This is a genomic window from Pseudomonas tremae (genome assembly GCF_001401155.1).
Classification (GTDB): Bacteria; Pseudomonadota; Gammaproteobacteria; order Pseudomonadales; family Pseudomonadaceae; genus Aquipseudomonas; species Aquipseudomonas tremae.
This window is the reverse complement of sequence record NZ_LJRO01000428.1, coordinates 11868-34915: the sequence shown is the minus strand read 5'-3', so window position 1 is coordinate 34915 and position 23048 is coordinate 11868. Positions and strand designations below refer to the sequence as shown.

The following is a 23048-nucleotide window of genomic DNA, read 5'->3' as shown; positions in this document are numbered from 1 at the left end:
GCCCGCTTAAAACGCGGGGCGCCTTGCGCGCCCCGTCGATGGGTAAAAAGTTGCTACTCAGATCGCTTTCAGGGTGCCTTTAGGCAGAGTGGCCGCGATGGCGCCTTTCTGGATTTTCAGCTCGACCGTGTCGGACACTTCGATGACCACGAAGTCGTCGGTCACTTTGTTGATCTTGCCGGCGATACCGCCGCTGGTCACAACTTCGTCGCCTTTCTGCAGGTTGCCCAGCAGGTTTTTCTGCTCTTTCGCGCGCTTGGCCTGTGGGCGCCAGATCATCAGATAGAAGATGACCAGGAAGCCGACCAGGAAGATCCACTCGAAACCACTGCCCGCAGGACCGGCAGCCGGTGCAGCAGCATCCGCAAAAGCGGGAGAGATGAAAAAGCTCATGTGTCGCTCCAGTTACATAATTAGTATAAAAGCAGGAAAAACTCGTTCTGTTTCAACCCAGAGGCGGCGTTGGAAGGCCGCGTTTGGCATAGAAGGCATCGACAAAGGCGGCCAATGTACCCTGTTGAATAGCCTCGCGCAAACCAGCCATCAGCAGCTGGTAGTGCCGCAAATTATGGATTGTGTTGAGCATGCTACCCAGCATTTCCCCACACTTGTCCAGGTGGTGCAGATAAGCGCGCGAGAAGTTCTTGCAGGTGTAGCAATCGCAGCTCGGGTCCAATGGCGAATTGTCGTGACGATGGAAGGCATTACGGATTTTCAGAACGCCGGTATCGATGAACAAATGGCCGTTGCGAGCGTTGCGGGTCGGCATGACGCAGTCGAACATGTCGACGCCACGGCGCACACCCTCGACCAGATCTTCCGGCTTGCCTACACCCATCAGGTAACGGGGTTTGTCTGCCGGCATCTGGCCTGGCAAATAGTCCAGCACCTTGATCATCTCGTGCTTGGGCTCGCCGACCGACAGACCGCCGATGGCCAGACCATCGAAACCAATCTCGTCCAGGCCTTCCAGCGAGCGCATGCGCAGGTTCTCGTGCATGCCTCCCTGAACAATGCCGAACAGTGCCGCGGTGTTCTCGCCGTGCGCGACCTTGGAACGCTTGGCCCAACGCAGGGAAAGCTCCATGGAGATACGCGCCACGTCCTCGTCAGCCGGGTACGGCGTGCATTCATCGAAAATCATCACGATGTCCGAGCCCAGATCACGCTGCACCTGCATCGACTCTTCCGGCCCCATGAACACCTTGGCGCCATCAACCGGAGACGCAAAGGTCACGCCCTCCTCCTTGATCTTGCGCATGGCGCCCAGGCTGAACACCTGAAAACCGCCGGAGTCAGTCAGAATCGGCCCCTGCCATTGCATGAAATCGTGCAGGTCGCCGTGGCCCTTGATGACCTCAGTGCCCGGGCGCAACCACAAGTGAAACGTGTTGCCCAGAATCATCTGCGCACCCGTGGCCTCGATGTCACGCGGCAGCATGCCCTTGACCGTGCCATAGGTGCCCACCGGCATGAACGCCGGGGTCTCGACCACGCCACGCGGAAAGGTCAGGCGACCACGACGGGCCTTGCCGTCGGTGGCCAACAACTCGAAAGACATACGACAGGTGCGACTCATGCGTGATCCTCTGGTGCCGATTCCTGTGGGGCCGTCGGCGCGGGATTGCGGGTGATGAACATGGCATCACCGTAACTGAAGAAGCGGTACCCGTGCTCGACGGCCGCCGCATAGGCAGCCATGGTTTCGGGATAACCGGCGAATGCCGAAACCAGCATCAACAGCGTGGATTCGGGCAAATGGAAATTGGTCACCAGAGCATCGACGACGTGAAACGGACGCCCCGGATAAATGAAAATGTCAGTGTCGCCGCTGAAAGGCTTCAACTCGCCATCACGCGCTGCGCTTTCCAGCGAGCGAACGCTGGTGGTGCCGACCGCGATCACCCGGCCGCCTCGCGCACGGCATGCAGCCACGGCATCGACCACGTCCTGGCTGACTTCCAGCCACTCGCTGTGCATGTGGTGATCTTCGATCTGCTCGACGCGAACCGGTTGAAAAGTGCCCGCGCCTACATGCAACGTGACAAAAGCAGTCTCGACACCCTTGGCTGCAATCGCGTCCAGCAGCGGCTGGTCGAAGTGCAGACCCGCAGTCGGCGCAGCCACAGCGCCAGCACGCTGGGCATAGACGGTCTGATAACGCTCGCGGTCCGAGCCTTCGTCCGGGCGGTCTATATAAGGAGGCAACGGCATGTGCCCGACCCGATCCAGCAGCGGCAGCACCTCTTCGGCAAAGCGCAACTCGAAAAGCGCATCATGCCGGGCCACCATCTCGGCCTCCCCACCGCCGTCGATCAGAATCGACGACCCGGGTTTGGGCGACTTGCTGGAACGCACATGCGCCAGCACACGATGACTGTCCAGCACCCGCTCGACCAGAATTTCCAGCTTGCCGCCGGAGGTTTTCTGCCCGAACAGGCGTGCAGGAATGACACGGGTATTGTTGAACACCATCAAGTCGCCCGAACGTAAATGCTCAAGCAAATCAGTGAATTGACGATGTGCCAGCGCCCCGGTCGGCCCATCGAGGGTCAACAGGCGACTGCTGCGACGCTCGGCCAACGGGTGGCGAGCAATCAGGGAATCGGGGAGTTCGAAGGTAAAGTCAGCGACGCGCATGATCGGGTTCGTTTAGCAGGGCCGGGAAGTTTATCCGGTTTGACGGCATTAGTAAAAAACCTGCGTAAATCCCTGTTGACCAACGGAAAACTCATCCTTATACTTCGCCGCCATTGAGCCCTGATGGCGGAATTGGTAGACGCGGCGGATTCAAAATCCGTTTTCGAAAGAAGTGGGAGTTCGATTCTCCCTCGGGGCACCACCATTGAAAAAGACCTTGAAATTCAAGGTCTTTTTTTTCGTCTGGCGTAATATTGGCGTAACGCGCTGTGTTCCGCGCAGTTCCGACGCATGATGCACGGCGCGACCAAGCGTTCGTTCACACCTCTGATTAATCTGCAGCTTCCTGGCCAGCAAACGTGATGCTCCGCGCCTCGATCAGAGGCCGCCCTTCCCGATCTCATCGCCTAGTGTTTCGGCAGCACGCTGCATGTAAACCATGCTGGCAATCGGTGGGCTCCGCAAGCCAGGCTAAACTCTCAATTTTTTGAAGCAGGAAGCTGATATGTCTTTTGACGCATTTATGCAGGTGGACGGTGTAGAAGGCGAGTCTCTGGACGACGCCCACAAAGGCTGGGTAGAGCTGTTGTCCTACCATTACGACGCGGTTCAGTCGATCAGTAATACTGCCTCATCTAGCGGGGGCGCGACTGCAGGGGGCGTGACTCTGGGCGATTTTAGAGTAAGCAAATATATAGACAGAGCGACACCAAAACTATTTGAGCTTTGCTGCCGTGGTTCGCACATCAACAAGGTAACTATACGCGTACACCGCGCAAGCACTGAGAAATTCAAATATTTAGATATCGTTCTTGAAGAAGTTTTGATATCAACCGTTAGCGGTAATGGCGCAGAACATGCCGGCTTACCAGTGGAAATGATCACACTCAACTACGGACGTATAAAATTTGAATATTCTCAGCAGCAGCGTGCTGACGGAGGAAATGCTGGTATCGTCTCAGGGGGGTGGGATAGGACAGCAAATAAGCCTTTTGCTTAATCAATAACACTATCAGCTCAGCGGTATTCTTTAGAAACTGAAGCCCGCCCAACGACAGGGCGGGCTCCAGACTTATCTGAACAGTAGCAAAGTGACACCAAATAGAATGACAGTAATTATTGCTTCTTTTCGAGAAAGCGAAAAGCAAATAGCCATCTGCACAACGATAGCTATAGTTACGACCAAACCCCGAAGAACCGCTCTGTCATTAGACTCATCTTGAATCGGCAAGGATAAATTATCAGGTGATGGCGTGAGACCGGGTGGGGACGCGAGCATACTAGGATCCATCCAATCATATTCAAAACCCTGAAAGAGCACATACATTAGCAGACAGAAAAAATAAATACTGTACAAAAAAATTCGCAGCAATACGCTTTTCATTTTCATTTTCATTTTCACTTTCATATTCATCACATCGTAAGCTGTTTGAGGTGGGCCCAAGAATTGACGATGAAGTTACCGTAACTCAGATCTTTTTTAATCTCATCTAAAGACCGACTTGTACCCCAATTATACCGAGCGCCGATAATTCGTACCTCCTCCATTCCGATGGAAGAAAAATGATCATAATCAGCAAGCATACGCAGGTGCTTTGCCGCAATATCAATATTATAGATATCAGTTTCAATACAGTTAGCCAAACTCCGAAGCTGACTGATATCCATCTCATCGGGATTCATCCCTAAAGTAACAGCTGCTGTGCGAAGCTGGATGCTGACCCAACCAAAACTGGTTTTGGCTGGGGGGTTAGTTATCGGACTTGAGAGATTACCCAAGCGCTCAAGAGCTCTGACTTCGAAGCCAATCCTGTCCACAAAATTGGGGTCGCCGCCAACCTCAATCCAACAAACTCCAGCCAACAGCTCAATAGGGAGTGAGTACTTAGCTGCTGCCGCCTTGATATATGATTTATTATGAACTACCCAAGCATCTTTGAATCGTCGTGAATAAGCGGTGCCACCGCCCAATTGCTCGGGCCATGCTTCCCAAATGACTAGATCAAGCAGGGTCCAAGTGGGACTATTGTTTGACTCTGGCGTGCAAAATTCGTCCATATGTTCATCCATGACCTGCTTACAAAACCATACTCTAACATTAACCTTTGCCGGAAGTGCAGCCACTATTGGCCCAGCTACGGACAAACCTCAGAACAACCTGCCCAGCGCCACAGGTTCCCAATTCATGATATCCAGCTCACCACTGACATCAGCCTTGCCCTTTCTCTGGTTTGCCGTGCTGTAGCGAATATCGACCGTTTCAAAATGGAAGCCTTCAAACACCCGCCGTATATCAGGGTGATCGTTGATGCTCACCATCACCTTCCCTTTGCACCGCCGCATGAACTCCGCCATGCGCTCGTAGTTCTCAAACGGAAAATCCACACCATACCCAGCCGTCTGCCAGTACGGCGGATCCATGTAATGGAATGTGTGAGGCCGGTCATAGCGCTCGGCACATTCGAGCCACGGCAGATTCTCCACATACGTACCGGACAAACGCTGCCAGGCGGCAGAGAGGTTTTCCTCAATCCGCAGCAGGTTGATGGCAGGTCCTGTCGTTGCGGTCCCAAACGTCTGCCCGCTCACCTTCCCTGCGAAGGCGTGGTGCTGCAAGTAGAAGAACCGGGCAGCGCGCTGGATGTCGGTGAGGGTTTCGGGGCGGGTCATCTTCTGCCACTCAAATACCTGGCGCGAGCTGAGTGCCCATTTGAATTGACGGACGAATTCTTCAAGGTGGTTTTGGACTACGCGATACAGTGTCACCAGATCACCGTTGATGTCGTTCAAGACCTCGACGGGGGCAGCCTGGGGACGCATGAAGTAGAGGGCCGCACCGCCAGCGAACACTTCGACGTAGCATTCGTGGGGTGGGAAAAGCGGGATAAGACGGTCGGCCAGGCGGCGTTTGCCGCCCATCCAAGGGATGATGGGTGTGGACATAGAAAGCAAGACCTTTACTGTATATATAAACAGGTGCTAGGCTCGCTGCGCTTTGTGCACGAAGCGAGAGCCTTAGCTGGACTTGCAGGGGCAAACCGTCCCACCACGTATATAGGCAGTGGGACGAGGTAGGACAAGCGGGAAATGGCGAGAGCCCTCAAGCAGCCTTACACCACAGCAGCCCTTGAATGCTCAGGTGTGCTTGATGCAGCCGGTCATAGTAGGTCTGCCGACTGCAACCGCAGTGGGTGATTTTTTGATGTAGGAAACTGTCGCTGTTGCAGTAATGCTCACGCACGACCAACGCCAGCTCGGGTGCCAGGTGCTTGTTGACGATCAGCTCTATGTCGGCAGACTCGTCCATCGTATTTGTCGGTGCTGTTGTCGTTATCGCGCGTATTACCGATGGCATTTGAGGTTTTGTATGTTTTGGAGGTGTTCAGAAGTATCACCTGAAGTCCAGCTTCCTTTGCAGCGCTGATCAACGTCGTAACGTTGAACTTCGACACAACCGCACCAGTAGTCAAGTTACCCTTGGTCACGATTCAATCTCCGAGGGTAAGGGGACCGCTTGTGCGGTCCGGGTATAGAGGCATCATCGAGAGGTGATATCCGACCACCGCAGTTCCATGCAATCTTGGCCGATACTGCAAATAGCGCTGATAAAACGGGTTGACGACCAACCCGTTTCAAAAAATCAATGCGCCTTCGAAATCCCGAACTGGTCCAGCACCGGATCAACGTTATGGTCAAACGCCTTTTGCTCCTTGTGCTTTTTGACCGCTGCGACAATTGCCGAGATACCGAAGCCCAGCGCCATCGCGCCGTCGATTGCCCAGCCGATGACAGGAATTGCTGCACCCACCGCGGCGCCAGCTGCAAGCCCGGCGGCTTCGCCTGCGACCATGCCGATCGCGCGGCCGGCAATCTGCCCAGCCATGCGCCCCAAGCCGGCAGACGCCTCGCGACCCATCATCTTCGCACCTGCGTCGATGCCTCCCTTGACCGCTTCGGCGCCCATTTTGGTGCTGTCGTAAATAGTCTGAGCTGCGCCGAGCTTGTTGCCTTGAGCAAGCATGTCGGAGACCGAGGCGAACCCCATTACGGACTGAAGCGCACGCGGCCCCATCTCGGAAGCAACCTGGCTGACTATCGACGGTCCCTGATTGTCTTCATTCTTGCCTTCGAGCAGTTTGCGACCGCTTTTTGAATCCTGCAGTTGGCTAACGGTAGAGTCCAAGTAGTCGCTTTGCTGGCTTTGGGTGAAATCGCTGGACAATACGCTGTCATACATCGCTTTTTGATTGTCAGCGGTCTGCAACGACTCCCCCGCATCGGCATCCTTCCGGCCAAGCAGTTGCTTCAGAGACCCACCTTCGGTGAAGTTGCGAACGTAGGAATCCTGAATCGCAGATTGCAACTCGGGGCGCTTGCCGAGGACCTGATCGGGAGTGGGCACATCGGCGTCGGGGAACAAGTCTTTCTGCATCTGCAGTTGAGCAGAGAGCCCACCGATGGCCCCACTGTAATCGGCATTCGGATTATCATCGCTGACCGCCTTGTCTGCGGTTCGCATGTCGTCACGTAACGCATCGCCACTGTTGACATGCTTTGCCTGTTTGACCACTGCCTTGCGCAGCTCTGGGTTGCTGCTTACCAGCGCGCGCTCCTGCTCGGGAACACTGTTGTTGAGGAACTCCTGTACGCCTGTGTCACCCTGCAGCTGCGAGATTTTTTCGGTCAACTCCTTTTCGGTTTCTTCGGTGTCGCGCAATTTGCGTCCGGCAATGACGCTTTGCTGAACCTGCTGCAACTTGATCATGACGGCAGCTTTCTCAGCGCCGCTGTAAGCCTCGGGATGTTCGAAGACATCCTTGTCCAGCTTGCTGGTATCAATACCTGCAACAGAATTAAGAGTCGCTGCATCGCTTAACATGCTGGCAAACTGGCCGCCATTGGTAGGTGCCTGGTTCCTGATCCAGCTGTCCACGTTATCTTTATCGAACAGTTGATCAGCGCTGTGCTTTGCCTTGTCATTGCCGCTGAGCCCGGCCTCGTCGAGCTGCCCCAAAAAGCCAGGCTGTGCCCAGGTATTACAGGACTGCTTGAGGATCCCGGACAACCCGGGGTTGCCTTGTGCAAGGCCGTTCAAGTCACCAGCGCCCACATTGCCATCTACTTCAGCCTGATCCTGCGCGCCCAATGCTTTCTTGGGATCAGCCGCAGTAGCCAGCGGCATGTTCGCCTGCATCAAGGCCGCGCTGCGGACCATTTCGAGGGACTGCGGGTCGGCGTCAGGGTGGGCAGACATGTAGTCGGACACGCTTTTGTCAGCGTCGTCAGCGGCCTCTTCCATGTACTTGGCAAAGGACTTGAGGTCTTTGTTGGTAATCTTGCCATCTGCGTGACCACCGCTATCGCCGACGTCCACTGCGGTTTTGAGTGCCGGGTTGGCGTTGATGAAATCCATAGCCTTTGCGGCATTGGGGCCATCTTCACGGGCCATCCAGGCTGCTGCAATCGGCCGATTGAGTTCTTTTTCCGCCTGCAAGCGCTGCTCGGGCGGCAGATTCATCACCATCGGCTCCCAGCGCTTCAGTGCCTCGGGCGATGAGTATTCAGAATCATCGAGAAACGCGGCATCTGCGGCCTTCGGTGCATTGGCCGGGTCTGATGCATCAGTGCTTGCGGGCGCAGCAGCAGGCGCGACCGGTGCTGTGGGTGCTGTAGGTGTTGAGGGGGCGTTGGGTGAGGCCTGTGTGGGAGCATCACTACTTGGCTGAGGCTGTACCTGCGGGTCAGCTGTAACAGGCGCATTACCGCCTTTGAGCAGCAAGCCCAGAATGGACGACGCCGCTTGCTCGGTTCCAGCGGGGGCGCTTGGCGGATTTGCAGCCGGTTGACCGAACTGCACACCCGCTTGACCACCTCCGGCCGGCGTCAGTAAAGCCTTGGCAAGAGGCGCATCCCCAGAGAAGTCGCTCTGGGCAGGTTGATTAACAATACCGCTTGTGAGGGGGCTGGAAATACGCATGATAAGTTGCCATCCAGGTGTGAAGGATGGCAACTGTGTGGTTGAGCGACTGCGTTGGTTCCAGAAAAGTCATCAAAAAGCGTCGCTCAGGCGAATGGATCGATTTGCTGTTTCAGCTGCACCCGGGCCCTCGACAGCCGCGAACGTACAGTACCAATCGGTACACCAAGGCTGTTGGCTGTTTCTTGATAATTGCCGTCCATTTCCAGCGACACTTCCAGAACCTTCTGCATGTTCGAGGGCAGGCAATCAATGGCTTTGATAACGCGTGCCAACTGCCGGCGCCCGTCGACCTGATGCGTGATGTCGCTATTCCACTCCAGCTCGGAATGAACTTCGTCTTCCCAGCTTTCCTGATAAGGCTGACGGTACATTTTGCGGAAATGATTGCGGATCAGGTTCAATGCGATGCCACACAACCACGTCTGCGGTTTGCTGGCGTGCTGAAACTTGTGTTCATTGCGTAACGCTTCGAGGAACACACACTGCAGGATGTCATCGACATCATCGGGGTTCATGACACGCTTCTGGATGAACGCCCTGAGCATTTGAACCTGATCTGCGGAAAGCTGGCGAATGCCGGTCGGCGAAGATGACTGGCGTGGCTGGCGTGACTGGGTTGCGTCAAGAATCACGAGTTTCTGAAACATGGGCTTACCCTTTAATGGTGGTGTGTAAGCCCTATAGCGATAACCGTGCCAGCAAAAAATAAAACGCAACCTGTTGATATAAATAGAAAATTAAAAATTTGTAATTCTTTGTAATACATTTTTTTGCGTGACGCACGATTTACGCAAGCAACTTTTGGCACGAACACATGAAGGCTTTCCCATAGGGAACCGAACAGCGACCATGACCCACTCAGCAGGCATGATCTGACTCAGAACAGCCCTATGAAAATCGTCGCTCCGCCTCCCATGCAGATACTTCCGGTAACGCCAAACCGCGTCGTGACCCCTGCTGCGTTGTCGCCTGCCAGCGTCGACCCGCAGGGCTCCGGGACATCACAGCAAAAGATATCGCGCTTCGCCGCGGCACTGATTCAGCACAGCCGCATCCTGCATCAGCGCGAGCTGATCGCCAGCAACAACGCCCTGCAGTCGCGGGCGGTCAAGCTGGGTGAGCTCTATCAATTACTGATGGGAGCCCAGGACACCGGTCTGGATAACGCCGCCAACATGCTGCGTAAGAAAATCATTCAGGAAGACACTTCCGATGATCTGTCGCTGATTCTGGCGTTTACAGACGGCGATGCCGCCAAGGCACACGTGGTATTGCAGGCGGCCCGCAAGCAGGCTGAGGCCGATGGCGCGACTGGCGAACACGTGATCCTGACCCGAAAACTGAAACTGCTGCGTAGAAAATACGGCCCCCGTGCGCGGGCAGGTATCAACACCGCGAGGGCGTTTGGTCGATCGAATATCGATAACAAGCGCCGTGCTTCTCTGCGCAATATTTACAACGTGGCCGTGTCGGGCCAACCGAATATCACCGGGTTGATCGAAGCGCTGCTCAGCGAACAGAAAGAGGACGGGCAGTTCGACGTGGACCTTCGAGACATGCGCATCGCCATTGCCGACGATCTTTCGGCGATCAAGCCGTCAGCCTCCAACGAGCAGTTGCGCACCTTGATGCACGGCCTCAATACCGCGCGCCATGTGACTACGTTGCTGAAAGGCTGCGAGCACCTGCTGGGACGGATGCGCACCATGAACCCTGAACTAAAAGTCGATCCGCCAGCCTTTCTCAAGCACTTGCTGTCACTGACGGCCAATGGAATGAATGTGAATCAGACGCTGCAGCTAACCCAGCACATCGGTGGCAAACAGCTCAAACACCAGTTGGCATTTCTAAATGGCTTGCGGCCCATGTTGACGCAACTGCCGATTCTGCTCTGGCGCGACATAAAGAGCCGCCAGACTGCGCTGAGTAACCTGCTCATCCTTATGGCCGAACTTACTCAGCAGGAACAGAAGCAGCTTTACGGGGTACTTGCCTGATGAACAGGATTATCAACGCACTGAACATGGTCGCGCTGTCGGCCATGCGTCGCTCGGAAGTGGTCGGCGCGTTTTTTGTAATCGCTATCGTGTTCATGATGATCACCCCGCTGCCAACCGGGCTGGTCGACGTGCTGATCGCGGTGAATATCTGTATTTCCTGCCTGCTGATCATGCTGGCGATGCACCTGCCAAGGCCACTGGCCTTTTCTACGTTCCCCGCCGTGCTGCTGTTGACCACCATGTTTCGTCTGGCCTTGTCGATCTCCACGACACGACTGATTCTGCTCAATCAGGACGCCGGTCACATCGTCGAAGCGTTCGGTCAGTTTGTGGTGGGTGGCAATCTTGCTGTGGGTCTAGTGATCTTCCTGATTCTGACGGTGGTCAACTTTCTGGTGATCACCAAGGGCTCTGAACGGGTTGCGGAGGTAGGCGCACGTTTCACCCTGGACGCCATGCCTGGCAAGCAGATGTCCATCGACAGCGACTTGCGGGCCAATCTGATCACCGTACAAGAGGCACGCAAACGTCGCGCCGAGCTAAACAAGGAAAGTCAGTTGTTCGGCGCCATGGACGGGGCGATGAAGTTCGTCAATGGTGACGCGATTGCCGGTCTGATCATCGTTGCAATCAACATGATCGGTGGTATTTCCATCGGCGTCATTCAGCACGGCATGACAGCGGGCGATGCCCTGCAGCTGTACACCGTTCTCACCATCGGCGACGGCCTGATCGCACAGATCCCGGCGCTGCTGATCTCCGTGACCTGCGGCATGATCATTACACGCGTGCCTAATACCGAAGCGGGCGTGGAAGCCAATATCGGTCGCGAAATCGCCGAGCAGATCACCAGCCAGCCAAAAGCATGGATTATTGCCTCCGTGGCCATGCTCGGCTTCGCTGCCCTGCCGGGGATGCCGACCGGCGTTTTCATCACCATCGCAATTATTTGTGGCGCGGGTGGCCTTCTGCAGTTGCAACGCGCAAGGCCCAAGGCAGAGGAGCAAGGCGCTGTCGCCGTTCCACCGGAAATGAATGGCAAGGAAGACCTGCGCACGTTCTCTCCCTGCCGTCAGTTCGTCATGCAGTTCCATCCTGATCAGGACAGCGAACAGGTCGAGGCACTGGTCAGCGAGATACGCCAACGGCGCAACCGCCTGGTGGTGCAGTTCGGTCTGACGCTGCCTTCTTTCGTCATTGAATACGTCGACCAACTGCCACCAGATGAATTTCGCTTCCTGGTGTATGACGTGCCCATGCTCAAAGCGACATTCACCAACACACATGTTGCGGTGGATGCCAGTGAGTTGAACGGTAAGGCACTTCCTGCAGCGATCTCCGGCACAAACGACCGCCAGGAAGATCAGTGGGTCTGGTTGCCTGCAGAACAGAGCAGCGATTTACCCGGCGTCAGCTCCATGACCCTGATCGTTGAACGCATGGAGCGTGCCCTGCAAGCCTGCGGCCCCCAGTTCATCGGCTTGCAGGAAACCAAAGCCATTCTCGGCTGGCTGGAATCGGAACAACCGGAACTCGCTCAGGAAATGCAGCGGGTCCTGACCCTGACCCGGTTCTCTGCGGTTCTGCAGCGCCTGGCCTCGGAATGCGTGCCGTTGCGAGCGCTTCGGGTGATCGCCGAAACCCTGATAGAACACTGCCAGCACGAACGCGACACAAACGTGCTGACCGACTATGTGCGCATCGCCCTCAAATCACAGATTTATCACCAGTACTGTGGCGCCGATGGCTTGCAGGTCTGGCTGCTGACGCCAGAAAGCGAAGGCCTGCTGCGCGACGGCTTGCGCCAGACACAGACCGAAACCTTTTTTGCACTGGGCAACGAGGTCAGTCAGATGCTCGTGCAGCAGTTGCACATCGCTTTTCCGCTACGAGCACCTGAACAGGCAGTGCTGCTGGTTGCGCAAGACCTGCGCAGCCCTTTACGCACCTTGCTGAGAGAAGAGTTCTATCACGTTCCCGTGCTGTCTTTCGCGGAAATCAGCAACGCAGCCAAGGTCAGGGTCATGGGTCGTTTCGACCTGGAAGATGACCTTGAACAGCTGGACAACGAGGATGCCGCTTAAGCCTCTGAGGCTTGAGCGCTGGGAGGGGGTCAGATGTTTGAACTACGCGTACTGAATGGCCAGCACCAAGGTGCAGCCCTGCCATTGATCGGCGAACAGTGGTCGATTGGCTCGGCAGCACAGCTGGATCTGGCGCTGGACGATGCCGGCGTGAAAAGTCTGCATTGCCGCCTGCAACACCAGGATGAGGACTGGCTTCTCAATGCCGAAGAAGGACCTGTATGTGACGAGGAAGGCGTTCCACAAACCAGCGTGAAACTGGCTCTCAACAGCGCATTCATGCTTGGTTCAGTGTGGCTATGCGTTTCACCTGCCGGTGATGAATGGCCAGCTGTACCTGCAGTGGTTCCCAAGCAGCCACAGCCTGAGTCCGGTCCTGCACGCGCCGACGTTCCACTTGAAAAGGTCAAATCACGCTCGCAGTTTCTCAACCGCACTACGGGAATCATTGCAGGCCTGTTGGTCGGCGTGATCGGCAGCGCCTGGAGCCTGACTCGGCCAACAGCCATGCAGATGGACCAGGGGCCGGCACACGTTGCATCGGCCGTTGCGTCTGCTGGCGAAACGGAGCGTTCGGCGCCTGGGCCACAAAAGCCTTTGACCGACCCGGCATCCCAGCCAACTGCCGGGCGCGTACGTCTGAACAACGCGGACGCAGTCAGACACCAGTTGAACAGCATGCTCAGTGACCGGCTGCTGACCGATGTCAGCATTGAGGAAACGCCTGAAGGGCTGATGCTCAACGGCCACTTGAAAGATGAGTCGCTGCTGGTTTATCAGCGCATGCTGCAGCGTTTCAAAGACCGCTACGAGTCGCCAGTTAACGTGCTCGACAACGTTGGCAGCGTCAAAAACACCCTGCCGTTCGTGGTGGTTCAGATCATGACCGGCCCCCACGCGCATCTGGTGACTGCCGACGGCCGCCGCGTCTACGTGGGCGACGAAGTCGACGGCCTGCGCCTGACCAGAATTGATGATCAACGCCTGCAGTTCGACGGCGACCGTCACATCGAGGTGAAGTGGTGAATGCCGCCCTGAGCCAGTGGCAGGAACAACAGGCCGCACGGCTCTCGCGCTACTCGGCGGTTCGTGTCAGTGGTCGGGTCAGTGCAGTTCGGGGGATTTTGCTGGAATGCAAGATACCGTCTGCCAAGGTTGGCGACCTCTGTGAAGTGAGCAAGGCCGACGGCACCCTTATGCTGGCTGAAATCGTCGGTTTCACTCAGGAATGCACGTTGCTCAGTGCGTTGGGCGCGCCTGACGGCGTTCAGGTCGGTGCGCCAATTCGGCCGCTAGGCATTGCACACAGAATCGGCGTCGATGACAGCTTGCTGGGCTGCGTGCTGGATGGCTTCGGGCGCCCGTTGATGGGTGACTGCCAAGGTGCATTTGCCGGTCCCGACGACCGTCGCACTACCCTGCCGGTGATTGCCGACGCCCTGCCGCCCACCCAGAGGCCGCGCATCACACGAGCCCTGCCCACCGGGATACGGGCGATAGACAGTGCAATCCTGCTCGGCGAGGGTCAGCGTGTCGGGCTTTTTGCCGGTGCCGGCTGCGGCAAGACCACGCTGATGGCCGAGCTGGCCCGAAACATGGATTGCGACGTCATTGTTTTCGGTCTGATCGGCGAACGGGGCCGCGAGCTGCGCGAGTTCCTCGACCATGAGCTGGATGAAACCCTGCGCAGTCGCTCGGTACTGGTCTGCGCTACGTCCGATCGTTCCAGTATGGAGCGCGCTCGCGCAGCGTTTACCGCGACGGCGATCGCCGAGGCCTACCGCGCCCGAGGTCAGAAAGTGCTGTTGCTGCTCGATTCCCTGACCCGCTTCGCGCGCGCACAGCGGGAAATAGGCATTGCCTCGGGCGAACCGCTGGGCCGCGGCGGGCTGCCTCCATCGGTTTATACCCTGCTGCCCCGTCTGGTGGAGCGTGCCGGAATGAGCGAAGAGGGTTCTATCACCGCGCTGTACACCGTACTGATCGAACAGGACTCGATGAACGACCCGGTAGCCGACGAAGTTCGCTCGTTGCTGGATGGCCACATCGTGCTGTCGCGCAAGCTGGCCGAGCGCGGGCACTATCCCGCGATTGACGTATCCGCCAGCATCAGCCGGATTCTGAGTAACGTCACAGATCGCGCACATCAGCGCGCTAACAACCGCCTGCGCCAGTTGCTGGCTGCCTATAAACAGGTGGAAATGCTCCTGCGTCTGGGTGAGTACCAGGCCGGGGCAGATCCGGTCACCGATTGCGCAGTGCAACTGAATGACGCCATCAATGCCTTTCTGCGCCAGGACCTGCGTGAGCCTGTGCCTTTGCAGGAGACGCTGGACGAGTTGGTGCGACTCACTTCTCAACTGCCGGAGTAACCCATGGACGAGCTGTTGGAAGACGACCCGCAACACGTCGCTCTGGAGCAGGTAATCGGCCTCCTCACGCCCCTGCGTCAACATCGTCAGGCCAGTGCCGAACGGGCACATCGCCAGGCGCAGGTGGAACTGAAATCGATGCTCGACCACTTATCAGAGACCCGGGCATCGCTGGATCAGGAACGTGACAACCACAAACGACGCCGGGAAAGCCTTTCGCATGCGCATTTGCAAAAGACCATCAACCTGAATGACGTCGACCGCTGGCATGAGAAAGAAAGAAACATGCTCGACCGTCTGGCTTATATCCGCCAGGACGTTCAGCAACAGCAAATGCGGGTAGCTGAACAAAAGGCGTTGCTTGAACAGAAACGGCTTCAAGCCAAGGCGTCTCAGCGCGCAGTCGAGAAACTCGCCTGCATGGAGGAGACGCTCAACCAAGAAGGTTAAGTGACGATGACCGCACCCATCAAAACCCCGGCCAAGGCGCCAGCGCCCCCTCCACGAGAAAAACCTGTGGACCAGCCGCCGATGCCATTCATCGGCAAGCCATCGGCTGACAAACGACCGCCGTTGGGTGCTTCACGCAGCGACGCACAGACGAGTCGCATGGCCTTTGGCAAATCGCTGACGGACACGCCAGTTAACGCCGATGGCCTGTTCTTTTCACAACTGCTGGTGCCACCAGTGGCTGAGGAGACAGATCAACAAAGTTTCGCCGGTGGCGGCATATCATTTCCGATGCACGCCGATCATGTGCCGACTCAACTGATTGACGAGATCGCCCAACGCCTGCCGGATCAACCCGAAGGTCCACTCGGTTTCACATTGCTGATGCCTAATCTGGGCAGCGTTCGGGTCAGCGCCAGCAAGGCAGACAACCGCTGGAACATTCAGCTGGGTTTCGCTCGTCGCGATGTACTAAAACGCTTGAGCAGCCACGCAGGCGCATGCCGCAGCTCACTTTCGCAAGCGCTGGGCCAGGACGTCGATCTGTCCATGCACGAAGAGCTTGCAGCATGAGTGCGCTAAGCCTGCGCAAGGTTGCGCCCTTGCTGGCCGAGGCCACACGCGAACTGGGTGCAGGTCGGCAATTGAGCTTCAGCGCACGGGGTCATGATGCCGAACTCACACTGTTACCGTTGCTTCCGGGAGCTGGCAACCCAGCAGTCGGTATCTGGCTGAACACCGCCATCGGGCCTGTGTGCCTAAGCGATGCCGAAGCAGTGTTGAGCCTGCTGGGCGATATTCCCATGACGCTGGCAGGCGAGCAGCAAGCCTGGTACTGGCAGTTTTTCAATCAGCGTCTGAGCCCGACCATTGCCGACCTGCTGACCCCTATCGAACCGTTGTCCGACGGCACAGCAGAGCCTGTCGTTGGCTGCCGGATTCAAGTCAGGCTGGGCGATCAGCGAGTCCACGCTCATTTACACGCCACCCCGCAAACCCTGATCACGCTGCTGCGCTCTGCTCAATGGCAGGCCCGGCAGCAACCGCTCGATGAGTCGTTGTCGGTCAACATCCCGCTGATCGTCGGTGAGCTGTCATTGACCCTCGAACAACTGGCGTCGTTGCGTCCCGGCGACGTGGTTCTGCCTGCGCATTGCATGTTCGACAGCGCCGGGCAAGGCGTCCTGCCAATCGCCGGTCGCAAGTGGGCGGCACAGGCTGACCACCAGGCGCAGCACCTTTCATTGCGGCTCAGCCACGAGGAGCATAGTTACCATGAGTACTGAAGATCTGTATCAGGAAGATGTCGAAAGCCTTGACGACTACGACGATGAGGCAACTGAGCAGGAGCAGGAGCAGGATAATCTGTGGTCGGGAGCCGAGGAACAGCCTGAATACGCCCCCGCAGAGGCGCAAGAATCCGAACAGGACCATGACCACGACAGACAAGACGCATCGTCTGATTTCGAATCACTGGCGCTGGACCTGACCCTGCGTTGCGGCGAACTGCGGCTCTCGCTCGCCGAGCTGCGCCGTCTGGACGCGGGGACCATTCTCGAGGTCAGTGGCATCGCACCCGGGTATGCCACGTTATGCCACGCCGACCGGGTAGTAGCCGAAGGCGAACTGGTCGATGTCGATGGCCGGCTGGGCCTGCAAATTACCCGGCTGGCGGCTCAGCCATGATAATGGAAGGAGCGAATCCGCTCCTGCTGGCGCTGTTTCTCGGTGCAATGTCGCTGATTCCTTTTCTGCTGATCGTCTGCACCGCCTTCCTGAAAATCGCCATGACGTTGCTGATCACTCGCAATGCCATCGGCGTTCAGCAAGTACCTCCGAACATGGCTCTGTACGGCATTGCCCTGGCGGCCACCCTGTTCGTGATGGCGCCTGTAGCGCATGAAATGCAGCAGCGCGTGCATGAGCATCCGCTTGAACTGGGCAACACCGAAAAGCTTCAGGCCAGCGCACGAACGGTCATCGAGCCGCTGCAGCGCTTCATGACGCGTAACACCGACCCCGATGTGGTAGCACATCTGCTCGAAAACACTCAGCGCATGTGGCCCAAGGAAATGGCCGACCAGGCCAGCAAGGAAGACTTGCTGCTGGCAATCCCGGCCTTCGTGCTCTCGGAGCTGCAGGCTGGCTTCGAAATCGGCTTTCTGATTTACATCCCGTTTATCGTCATTGACCTGATTGTTTCAAATCTGCTGCTGGCGCTGGGCATGCAGATGGTTTCACCGATGACGTTGTCACTGCCGCTCAAGCTGCTGTTGTTCGTGCTGGTATCAGGCTGGTCGCGCCTGCTCGACAGCCTGTTTTATTCGTATATGTGAGGCGGCCATGGAAGCGTTGGCGTTGTTCAAACAGGGCATGTTCCTGGTCGTCATCCTGACGGCCCCGCCGCTCGGCGTTGCAGTTCTGGTGGGTGTCATTACCTCACTGCTGCAGGCGCTGATGCAGATCCAGGATCAGACCCTGCCCTTTGGTATCAAACTGGCAGCAGTAGGCTTGACGCTGGCCATGACCGGCCGCTGGATCGGCGTCGAGCTTATCCAGTTCATCAACATGGCCTTCGATCTGATCGCCCGGTCCGGAGTCGTCCACTAGATGCCTTTGCAAGCCCAGGATTTCTTTGAGCTCATACTGGGCATGGCTCTGGCAATGGCGCGACTGGTGCCATGCATGCTCCTGGTGCCTGCTTTCTGCTTCAAATACTTGAAAGGGCCGGTGCGCTACGCAGTGGTGGCAGTGGTGGCAATGGTTCCGGCGCCGGGCATCAGCCGGGCGCTGACTTCACTTAATGAAGACTGGTTCGCGATTGGTGGTCTGCTGCTCAAGGAAGTTGTGCTTGGCACGCTGCTGGGCATGCTGCTGTATGCGCCGTTCTGGATGTTCGCCTCGGTCGGTGCCCTGCTCGATAGCCAGCGCGGCGCGCTCAGTGGCGGTCAGATAAACCCTGCGCTCGGGCCGGACGCTACGCCGCTGGGCGAGCTGTTTCAGGAAACCCTGATCATGCTGGTGATCGTGACGGGAGGTCTGTCGACGATCACTCAGGTTATCTGGGACAGTTACAGCGTTTGGCCGCCTACCTCCTGGCTGCCAGGCATGACGGCGGACGGCCTGGATATTTTTCTCGGACAGTTGAACCAGACCCTGCAACACATGATGTTGTATGCCGCGCCTTTCATTGCGCTGCTGCTGCTGATCGAAGCTGCGCTGGCAATCATCGGCCTGTACGCCCAACAGCTCAACGTCTCGATTCTGGCCATGCCAGCCAAAAGCATGGCTGGCCTCGCGTTCTTGTTGATCTACCTGCCAACACTTCTGGAGCTGGGTTCCGGTCAGTTGACACAACTGGCTGATCTCAAATCTCTGCTGGGCTTCATGGTGCAGGTGCCATGAGCGAAAAAACGCAAAAGGCTACGCCCAAACAACTGCGCGATGCGCGGGAAAAGGGTCAGGTCGGGCAGAGTCAGGACATCGGCAAGCTGCTGGTGCTGCTGGCCGTCAGTGAAGTCACCCTGAGCCTGGCCGATGAAAGCGTGAATCGCTTGCAGGCGTTGCTCGCGCTTTCGTTCAAAGGCATCGATCGGCCGTTCATGTCATCGGTCGAGCTGATTGCCAACGAAGGTTTTTCTGTGCTGCTCAGCTTTACCCTGTGCAGCGTCGGCCTGGCGATGCTCATGCGCCTGATCAGCAGCTGGATGCAGATCGGCTTTCTGTTCGCCCCCAAGGCGCTGAAGATCGACATCAACAAGATCAACCCTTTCTCTCACGCGAAACAGATGTTTTCCGGGCAGAACATTACCAATTTGTTGATGAGCATCCTCAAAGCGTCTGCCATTGCAGCGGTTTTGTACACCCAGGTAAAACCGGAACTTGGCAGTCTGGTGTTGCTGGCCAACAGTGATCTTCAGACTTACTGGCATGCGTTGCTTGAGCTGTTCAGGCATATTCTTCGCGTGATTCTAGGGTTGTTGCTGGTCATTGCAATGGCTGACTTCGCCATGCAGAAGTACTTCCATGCCAAGAAATTGCGCATGAGCCACGAGGACATCAAAAAGGAATACAAACAGTCAGAGGGCGATCCACACGTCAAGGGTCATCGCCGGCAGCTGTCCCATGAAATCCTCAATCAGGAGCCCAGCGCTGCGCCCAAGCCGGTCGAAGACGCGGACATGCTACTGGTCAACCCCACGCACTATGCGGTGGCCCTGTACTATCGACCCGGTGAAACGCCCCTGCCGATGATCCACTGCAAAGGTGAGGATGACGAGGCGCTGGCGCTGATCGAACGGGCAAAAAAAGCCGGAATCCCGGTGGTCCAGAACATCTGGCTGGCGCGCACGCTGTACAAGGTCAAACCCGGCAAATACATACCCCGCCCTACCCTGCTGATCGTCGCGCACATCTACAAGGTGGTTCGTCAACTGGACGAAATCACCGGCGAAGTGATCCGGATCGACGACCAGCAGTAACCTCCTCGCGGCCAGGCAGATGACGCATAACGTCGCCGCCTGCCTCCTCTCCTGCAAGACCGGATACACGCAAGCCAGAGCGTCACAAGTGCCTGCATGCCTTCGGGCCATACAGTCGCGATATGGCTGATGCAACGTGTGACGCGCAGCATTGCGACATACTTGGCCAGGCAGGGGCACTCCAGATCAGCGCGCAGGCATAGCAGTGATCGTGGCGTGAACGACGCTTGGCGGGCACTTGGGGAGTCGTGTATGAGCCGAATGCTTTGCGGCTTGGAGCGAGGCAGGAAGTTTTTTTCAGGCAGGCGATGTGCGTCGATAAAGCAATGCCCATGAGCCTGTCAGTTCGGGCTCATGGGCATTGTTCATGAGGTTTTCAGTGCAGTTCTTCGCTGAGGTGCTCCAGTCCGGCAAGCATCAACTCCTGCCGGCGGATTTCGTCTAGGTTAAAGACTGCGTCGGGCGTCGCGTTGACAGCGCGCCACACTACAAAGTCGCGCCTTATATCCAGAAACAGGAAGTACTGACTGAATCGCTCCGCCTCCATGAAGCGTCGTTGCAACGCTTCACGCAGTTGCTCTGGACGCAAGGCGCGACCTTCGATGTGCAGCGCGATGCCCCAGTCATGGTGCTCGCGCCGACTGACAAAAGCGACGCCGTTGGCCACCGGCCAGACCGCCGGATGTTGAGCGGCTACCTGGGCGTAAAACGCCAGTTTCTCCGTTACCTCGATCATTTTTAGTCCTTTAACTGTACTACGGTGTAATCACGCTCATGGTCCTGATCGTCGAGGCCGTCACGCATGTCCGGCGGCCACCAGATGACCAGTTCGCGGCTGTTGGAATCAGGACGCTTGCAGGCGCTTCCCGAACAGCCGTGGGTGGCGCACCCTGTCAGGGTGGCGCCCAGCACCAGCAAGACTGCAATGCTACGGATGTTCATGGTTTCGCTCCCTTGAGCAATGAGGGCCGGCTTTCTTTGGCCATTTTTGATACTTGCGGCTGGCGCACAGCGATGTACACCTCGCTTTCCTCACCGGGTTGCAGCCACGCATGAGGCCAGGCTGAAACACCTATTACCCATCGACCGCCACAGCGGCTTTCGTCGATACGCACCGGCTTGTCGGTGCCGTTGTGGGCGACGACTACTGCTACACCCCAATCCTTCTGCGCAAACCATTGCGAACGTTGCCGATCAAGTGTCAGACCTTCGCCTGGGTCACACAGGCTGTCGGTTTCGAATGGCAGGGCGTCGCCGGTGCGCATCCCGACAGGTGAAGTGCCGTCGACCAGCTGGGTGAAGACTTTCTGGATGTCGCCACGCGTCGGCAGCTCGCCGCCATCACGTCGCTGCTTGATCCTTTTCATCTGGTCATCGACATCGTGCGGGTTACCGTTCTGCACGTAGCGGGCCGGGTTGACCTGATCGCCAATCAAGCGTGGCGTCAGGATAAACAGCCGCTCGCGCTGGCTCAATTCCCGACTGCGGGACTGAAACAGCAGCTTGCCGATGTACGGAATGTCACCCAGCAGCGGGACCTTGTGAATCCGGTCGTTAGCCTCAAGACCATGAAAGCCGCCAATAACCAGCGAACCGTGCTCGGCGATCATCGCCTGAGTGCTGACGTTACCCCGGCGCACACTTGGCTGCGTATCGTTGATGGTCGACACGTCGATTTGCCCGTCCTCAATGTCGACGATCATCTGCACTTGAGACTTGCCGTCATGATCCAGCGACCGCGGGATCACCTGCAGGCTGGTGCCCGCCGTGATGGGCAAGATTTCGGCAGCACGTTCGGACGTGGCAGTCAGGTATTCGGTCCGGCTCAGGTCGATTACCGCAGGCTGGTTTTCAAGGGTGAGGATCGACGGGTTGCCAATGACCGAGGCCGAGCCGTTGCCCTCAAGCGCGTGCAGCTCTGCTGCAAACTTGCCGGCGTTCTGGATGAACAGCGTCGAACTGGTGCCTGCGTCAAACAGGTTGGCACCGCCACTGACACTGCCTGCATTGAAGTTCCAGCGACTGGAGAGTTCTGCCAGTTCGTTGCGATCAATATCGAGGATGACGGCATCGATCTCGATCAGATTGCGCGGCACATCCAGTTCCTTGACCAGCTTCTGGTACATGCCCTTGCGTTCTGGCAGGTCGTAGATCAGCACGGAGTTGTTACGGACATCGGCACTCACGCGAATACTTGCCCGGCCAGCGGAGTGACCTTTGGAAGATTTTTTACTGCCGAAATTCAGCACCCGGTCAATGCCCTGCTGCAAAGAGGCGGTGTCGATTCCGTTGGAGCCCAGGTTGTAGGACAGCCCATTGGAAGGCAGACCTGCTGTTCCATTTGCCCCGCCTGCGCCCTGTCCGGGCAGCAGGTTGACGCTGTTGATGCTCTCGCCACGCGAACGGCTTTCCAGCAGATCCTGCAGGATACTGGCCACGCCGGCGACCACCAGTTGCTGATCGCGATAATGAATGGTCCGGTCAGCTGCGTTCGCGTATTTCAGTGGCAGTACAACCACGTCCTGCTTGTCTGCCTTTTTGTCGGGCTTTTCGACTTTTTTACTGTAGTCGCGCACGAACTCGACATATTTCGCCGGACCGCGCACCAGCACCACCCCTTCGTCAGGTAATGCACCCCAGCCAAAACGCTTGTCCAGCAGACCTACGTCGGTGAGAGCCGTCTGCAAGTCATCCACGGCATCCGGCGACACTTCGATGCGCGCCGAGGTATGTTCACTGGACGGGCTGACGTACAGGGTGTCGTTATAGACAAACCACTGAAAGTGATACTCCTGACTCAGCCGATCGAGAAATTGCTCGGGGTTATCGGCACGAATACGGCCATCCAGCTTGCCCTGGACAGGTGACATGTCCAGCGCCATGCCGAACTCTGTGGCGAAGTCAGACAAAGCCGTAGACAGCTCGGTCTGCTGGGCATCATAGGCGTAAGCAGTGTGCTTCCAGGCTTCGGGGGTGACCGCCCACGTGGCAGGTATTACCCCGATCAACAATAAAGGCAACCACATTAAGGCCTTGCGCAT

24 protein-coding genes and 1 tRNA gene are annotated in these 23048 nt (G+C 57.1%); 14 read left to right on the top strand and 11 right to left on the bottom strand.

All coding sequences use genetic code 11. The features are described 5' to 3' along the window. Nucleotides 1–57: 57 nt before the first annotated feature. Genes yajC through queA form a run of 3 tightly spaced genes read right to left on the bottom strand, consistent with a single transcriptional unit; the run spans nt 58 to nt 2640 of the window. Nucleotides 58–393, bottom strand: a complete 336-nt coding sequence (gene yajC, locus ALO43_RS23380) for a preprotein translocase subunit YajC (protein WP_002552468.1) — start codon at nt 391–393, stop codon at nt 58–60. A 52-nt stretch (nt 394–445) separates the two neighbouring features. Further along, nucleotides 446–1561, bottom strand: coding sequence for a tRNA guanosine(34) transglycosylase Tgt (tgt, locus tag ALO43_RS23375; RefSeq protein WP_005891601.1), 1116 nt, complete (start codon nt 1559–1561; stop codon nt 446–448). A gap of 14 nt (nt 1562–1575) precedes the next feature. Further along, nucleotides 1576–2640, bottom strand: a complete 1065-nt coding sequence (gene queA / locus ALO43_RS23370; RefSeq protein WP_024670465.1) for a tRNA preQ1(34) S-adenosylmethionine ribosyltransferase-isomerase QueA — start codon at nt 2638–2640, stop codon at nt 1576–1578. A 117-nt stretch (nt 2641–2757) separates the two neighbouring features. Here queA and ALO43_RS23365 point away from each other — a divergent pair. Together ALO43_RS23365 and ALO43_RS23360 are read left to right on the top strand one after the other, a co-directional pair. Next, nucleotides 2758–2842 (top strand) — tRNA-Leu (locus tag ALO43_RS23365). A 303-nt stretch (nt 2843–3145) separates the two neighbouring features. Beyond that, nucleotides 3146–3640 (top strand): Hcp family type VI secretion system effector, encoded by a 495-nt coding sequence (locus tag ALO43_RS23360; protein ID WP_005891599.1) that lies wholly within the window; start codon nt 3146–3148, stop codon nt 3638–3640. 413 nt (nt 3641–4053) lie between these two features. Here ALO43_RS23360 and ALO43_RS23350 read toward each other — a convergent pair whose 3' ends face one another. The 5 genes from ALO43_RS23350 to ALO43_RS23330 form a co-directional block, all read right to left on the bottom strand. After that, on the bottom strand, nt 4054–4698 hold the full coding sequence (locus ALO43_RS23350) for a hypothetical protein (protein WP_054998138.1): 645 nt from the start codon (nt 4696–4698) through the stop codon (nt 4054–4056). 90 nt (nt 4699–4788) lie between these two features. After that, the gene (locus ALO43_RS23345) at nt 4789–5583 is read right to left on the bottom strand and encodes a DNA adenine methylase (protein ID WP_054998137.1); all 795 of its coding nucleotides are present in this window, start codon (nt 5581–5583) and stop codon (nt 4789–4791) included. Between the two features lie 157 nt (nt 5584–5740). Further along, complete coding sequence (locus ALO43_RS23340) at nt 5741–5995, bottom strand: PA0613 family protein (protein ID WP_053480675.1); 255 nt, start codon at nt 5993–5995, stop codon at nt 5741–5743. A gap of 285 nt (nt 5996–6280) precedes the next feature. Further along, the gene (locus tag ALO43_RS23335; protein ID WP_024671159.1) at nt 6281–8617 is read right to left on the bottom strand and encodes a type III effector HrpK domain-containing protein; all 2337 of its coding nucleotides are present in this window, start codon (nt 8615–8617) and stop codon (nt 6281–6283) included. 86 nt (nt 8618–8703) lie between these two features. After that, nucleotides 8704–9267 carry an RNA polymerase sigma factor gene (locus tag ALO43_RS23330; RefSeq protein WP_005891591.1) on the bottom strand — a complete coding sequence of 188 codons (564 nt, stop codon included), beginning with the start codon at nt 9265–9267 and terminating at the stop codon, nt 8704–8706. 243 nt (nt 9268–9510) lie between these two features. On the opposite strand from ALO43_RS23330, the gene sctW reads away from it, so the two are divergent. The 12 genes from sctW to sctU are packed head-to-tail and all read left to right on the top strand — an operon-like array spanning nt 9511 to nt 20007. Then, nucleotides 9511–10617, top strand: coding sequence for a type III secretion system gatekeeper subunit SctW (sctW, locus tag ALO43_RS23325; RefSeq protein WP_024671158.1), 1107 nt, complete (start codon nt 9511–9513; stop codon nt 10615–10617). After that, nucleotides 10617–12704: a type III secretion system export apparatus subunit SctV gene (sctV, locus tag ALO43_RS23320; RefSeq protein ID WP_005891588.1), complete on the top strand. Its 2088-nt coding sequence runs from the start codon at nt 10617–10619 to the stop codon at nt 12702–12704. Before sctW ends, sctV begins: the two co-directional genes overlap by 1 nt. Nucleotides 12705–12737: 33 nt before the next feature. After that, nucleotides 12738–13730, top strand: coding sequence for a type III secretion system inner membrane ring subunit SctD (gene sctD / locus ALO43_RS23315; protein ID WP_005891585.1), 993 nt, complete (start codon nt 12738–12740; stop codon nt 13728–13730). After that, nucleotides 13727–15076: a FliI/YscN family ATPase gene (locus tag ALO43_RS23310; protein ID WP_024671157.1), complete on the top strand. Its 1350-nt coding sequence runs from the start codon at nt 13727–13729 to the stop codon at nt 15074–15076. Before sctD ends, ALO43_RS23310 begins: the two co-directional genes overlap by 4 nt. A 3-nt stretch (nt 15077–15079) precedes the next feature. Further along, nucleotides 15080–15526: a hypothetical protein gene (locus tag ALO43_RS23305; RefSeq protein ID WP_005891582.1), complete on the top strand. Its 447-nt coding sequence runs from the start codon at nt 15080–15082 to the stop codon at nt 15524–15526. 6 nt (nt 15527–15532) lie between these two features. Further along, nucleotides 15533–16099 carry a type III secretion system HrpP C-terminal domain-containing protein gene (locus ALO43_RS23300; RefSeq protein WP_053480742.1) on the top strand — a complete coding sequence of 189 codons (567 nt, stop codon included), beginning with the start codon at nt 15533–15535 and terminating at the stop codon, nt 16097–16099. Further along, complete coding sequence (locus ALO43_RS23295) at nt 16096–16812, top strand: type III secretion system protein (protein WP_024671155.1); 717 nt, start codon at nt 16096–16098, stop codon at nt 16810–16812. The genes ALO43_RS23300 and ALO43_RS23295 overlap by 4 nt, the downstream gene beginning before the upstream one ends. Continuing rightward, the gene (locus ALO43_RS23290; protein WP_054998136.1) at nt 16802–17212 is read left to right on the top strand and encodes a FliM/FliN family flagellar motor switch protein; all 411 of its coding nucleotides are present in this window, start codon (nt 16802–16804) and stop codon (nt 17210–17212) included. Before ALO43_RS23295 ends, ALO43_RS23290 begins: the two co-directional genes overlap by 11 nt. Continuing rightward, entirely contained in the window at nt 17209–17862 is a 654-nt protein-coding gene (sctR, locus tag ALO43_RS23285; protein WP_005891576.1) for a type III secretion system export apparatus subunit SctR, read from the top strand. The genes ALO43_RS23290 and sctR overlap by 4 nt, the downstream gene beginning before the upstream one ends. A 7-nt stretch (nt 17863–17869) precedes the next feature. Next, nucleotides 17870–18136: a type III secretion system export apparatus subunit SctS gene (sctS, locus tag ALO43_RS23280; protein ID WP_024671153.1), complete on the top strand. Its 267-nt coding sequence runs from the start codon at nt 17870–17872 to the stop codon at nt 18134–18136. Next, the gene (gene sctT, locus ALO43_RS23275; RefSeq protein ID WP_005891574.1) at nt 18137–18931 is read left to right on the top strand and encodes a type III secretion system export apparatus subunit SctT; all 795 of its coding nucleotides are present in this window, start codon (nt 18137–18139) and stop codon (nt 18929–18931) included. Then, complete coding sequence (gene sctU, locus ALO43_RS23270) at nt 18928–20007, top strand: type III secretion system export apparatus subunit SctU (RefSeq protein WP_005891572.1); 1080 nt, start codon at nt 18928–18930, stop codon at nt 20005–20007. The genes sctT and sctU overlap by 4 nt, the downstream gene beginning before the upstream one ends. Nucleotides 20008–20383: 376 nt before the next feature. Here sctU and ALO43_RS23265 read toward each other — a convergent pair whose 3' ends face one another. From ALO43_RS23265 to sctC, 3 genes are read right to left on the bottom strand one after another with little or no spacing between them, the layout of a single operon-like run. Further along, entirely contained in the window at nt 20384–20743 is a 360-nt protein-coding gene (locus ALO43_RS23265; RefSeq protein WP_005891570.1) for a hypothetical protein, read from the bottom strand. Nucleotides 20744–20745: 2 nt separating this feature from the next. Further along, complete coding sequence (gene hrpT, locus ALO43_RS23260; protein ID WP_005891568.1) at nt 20746–20949, bottom strand: HrpT family type III secretion system protein; 204 nt, start codon at nt 20947–20949, stop codon at nt 20746–20748. After that, nucleotides 20946–23048 (bottom strand): type III secretion system outer membrane ring subunit SctC, encoded by a 2103-nt coding sequence (sctC, locus tag ALO43_RS23255; protein WP_005891566.1) that lies wholly within the window; start codon nt 23046–23048, stop codon nt 20946–20948. The genes hrpT and sctC overlap by 4 nt, the downstream gene beginning before the upstream one ends.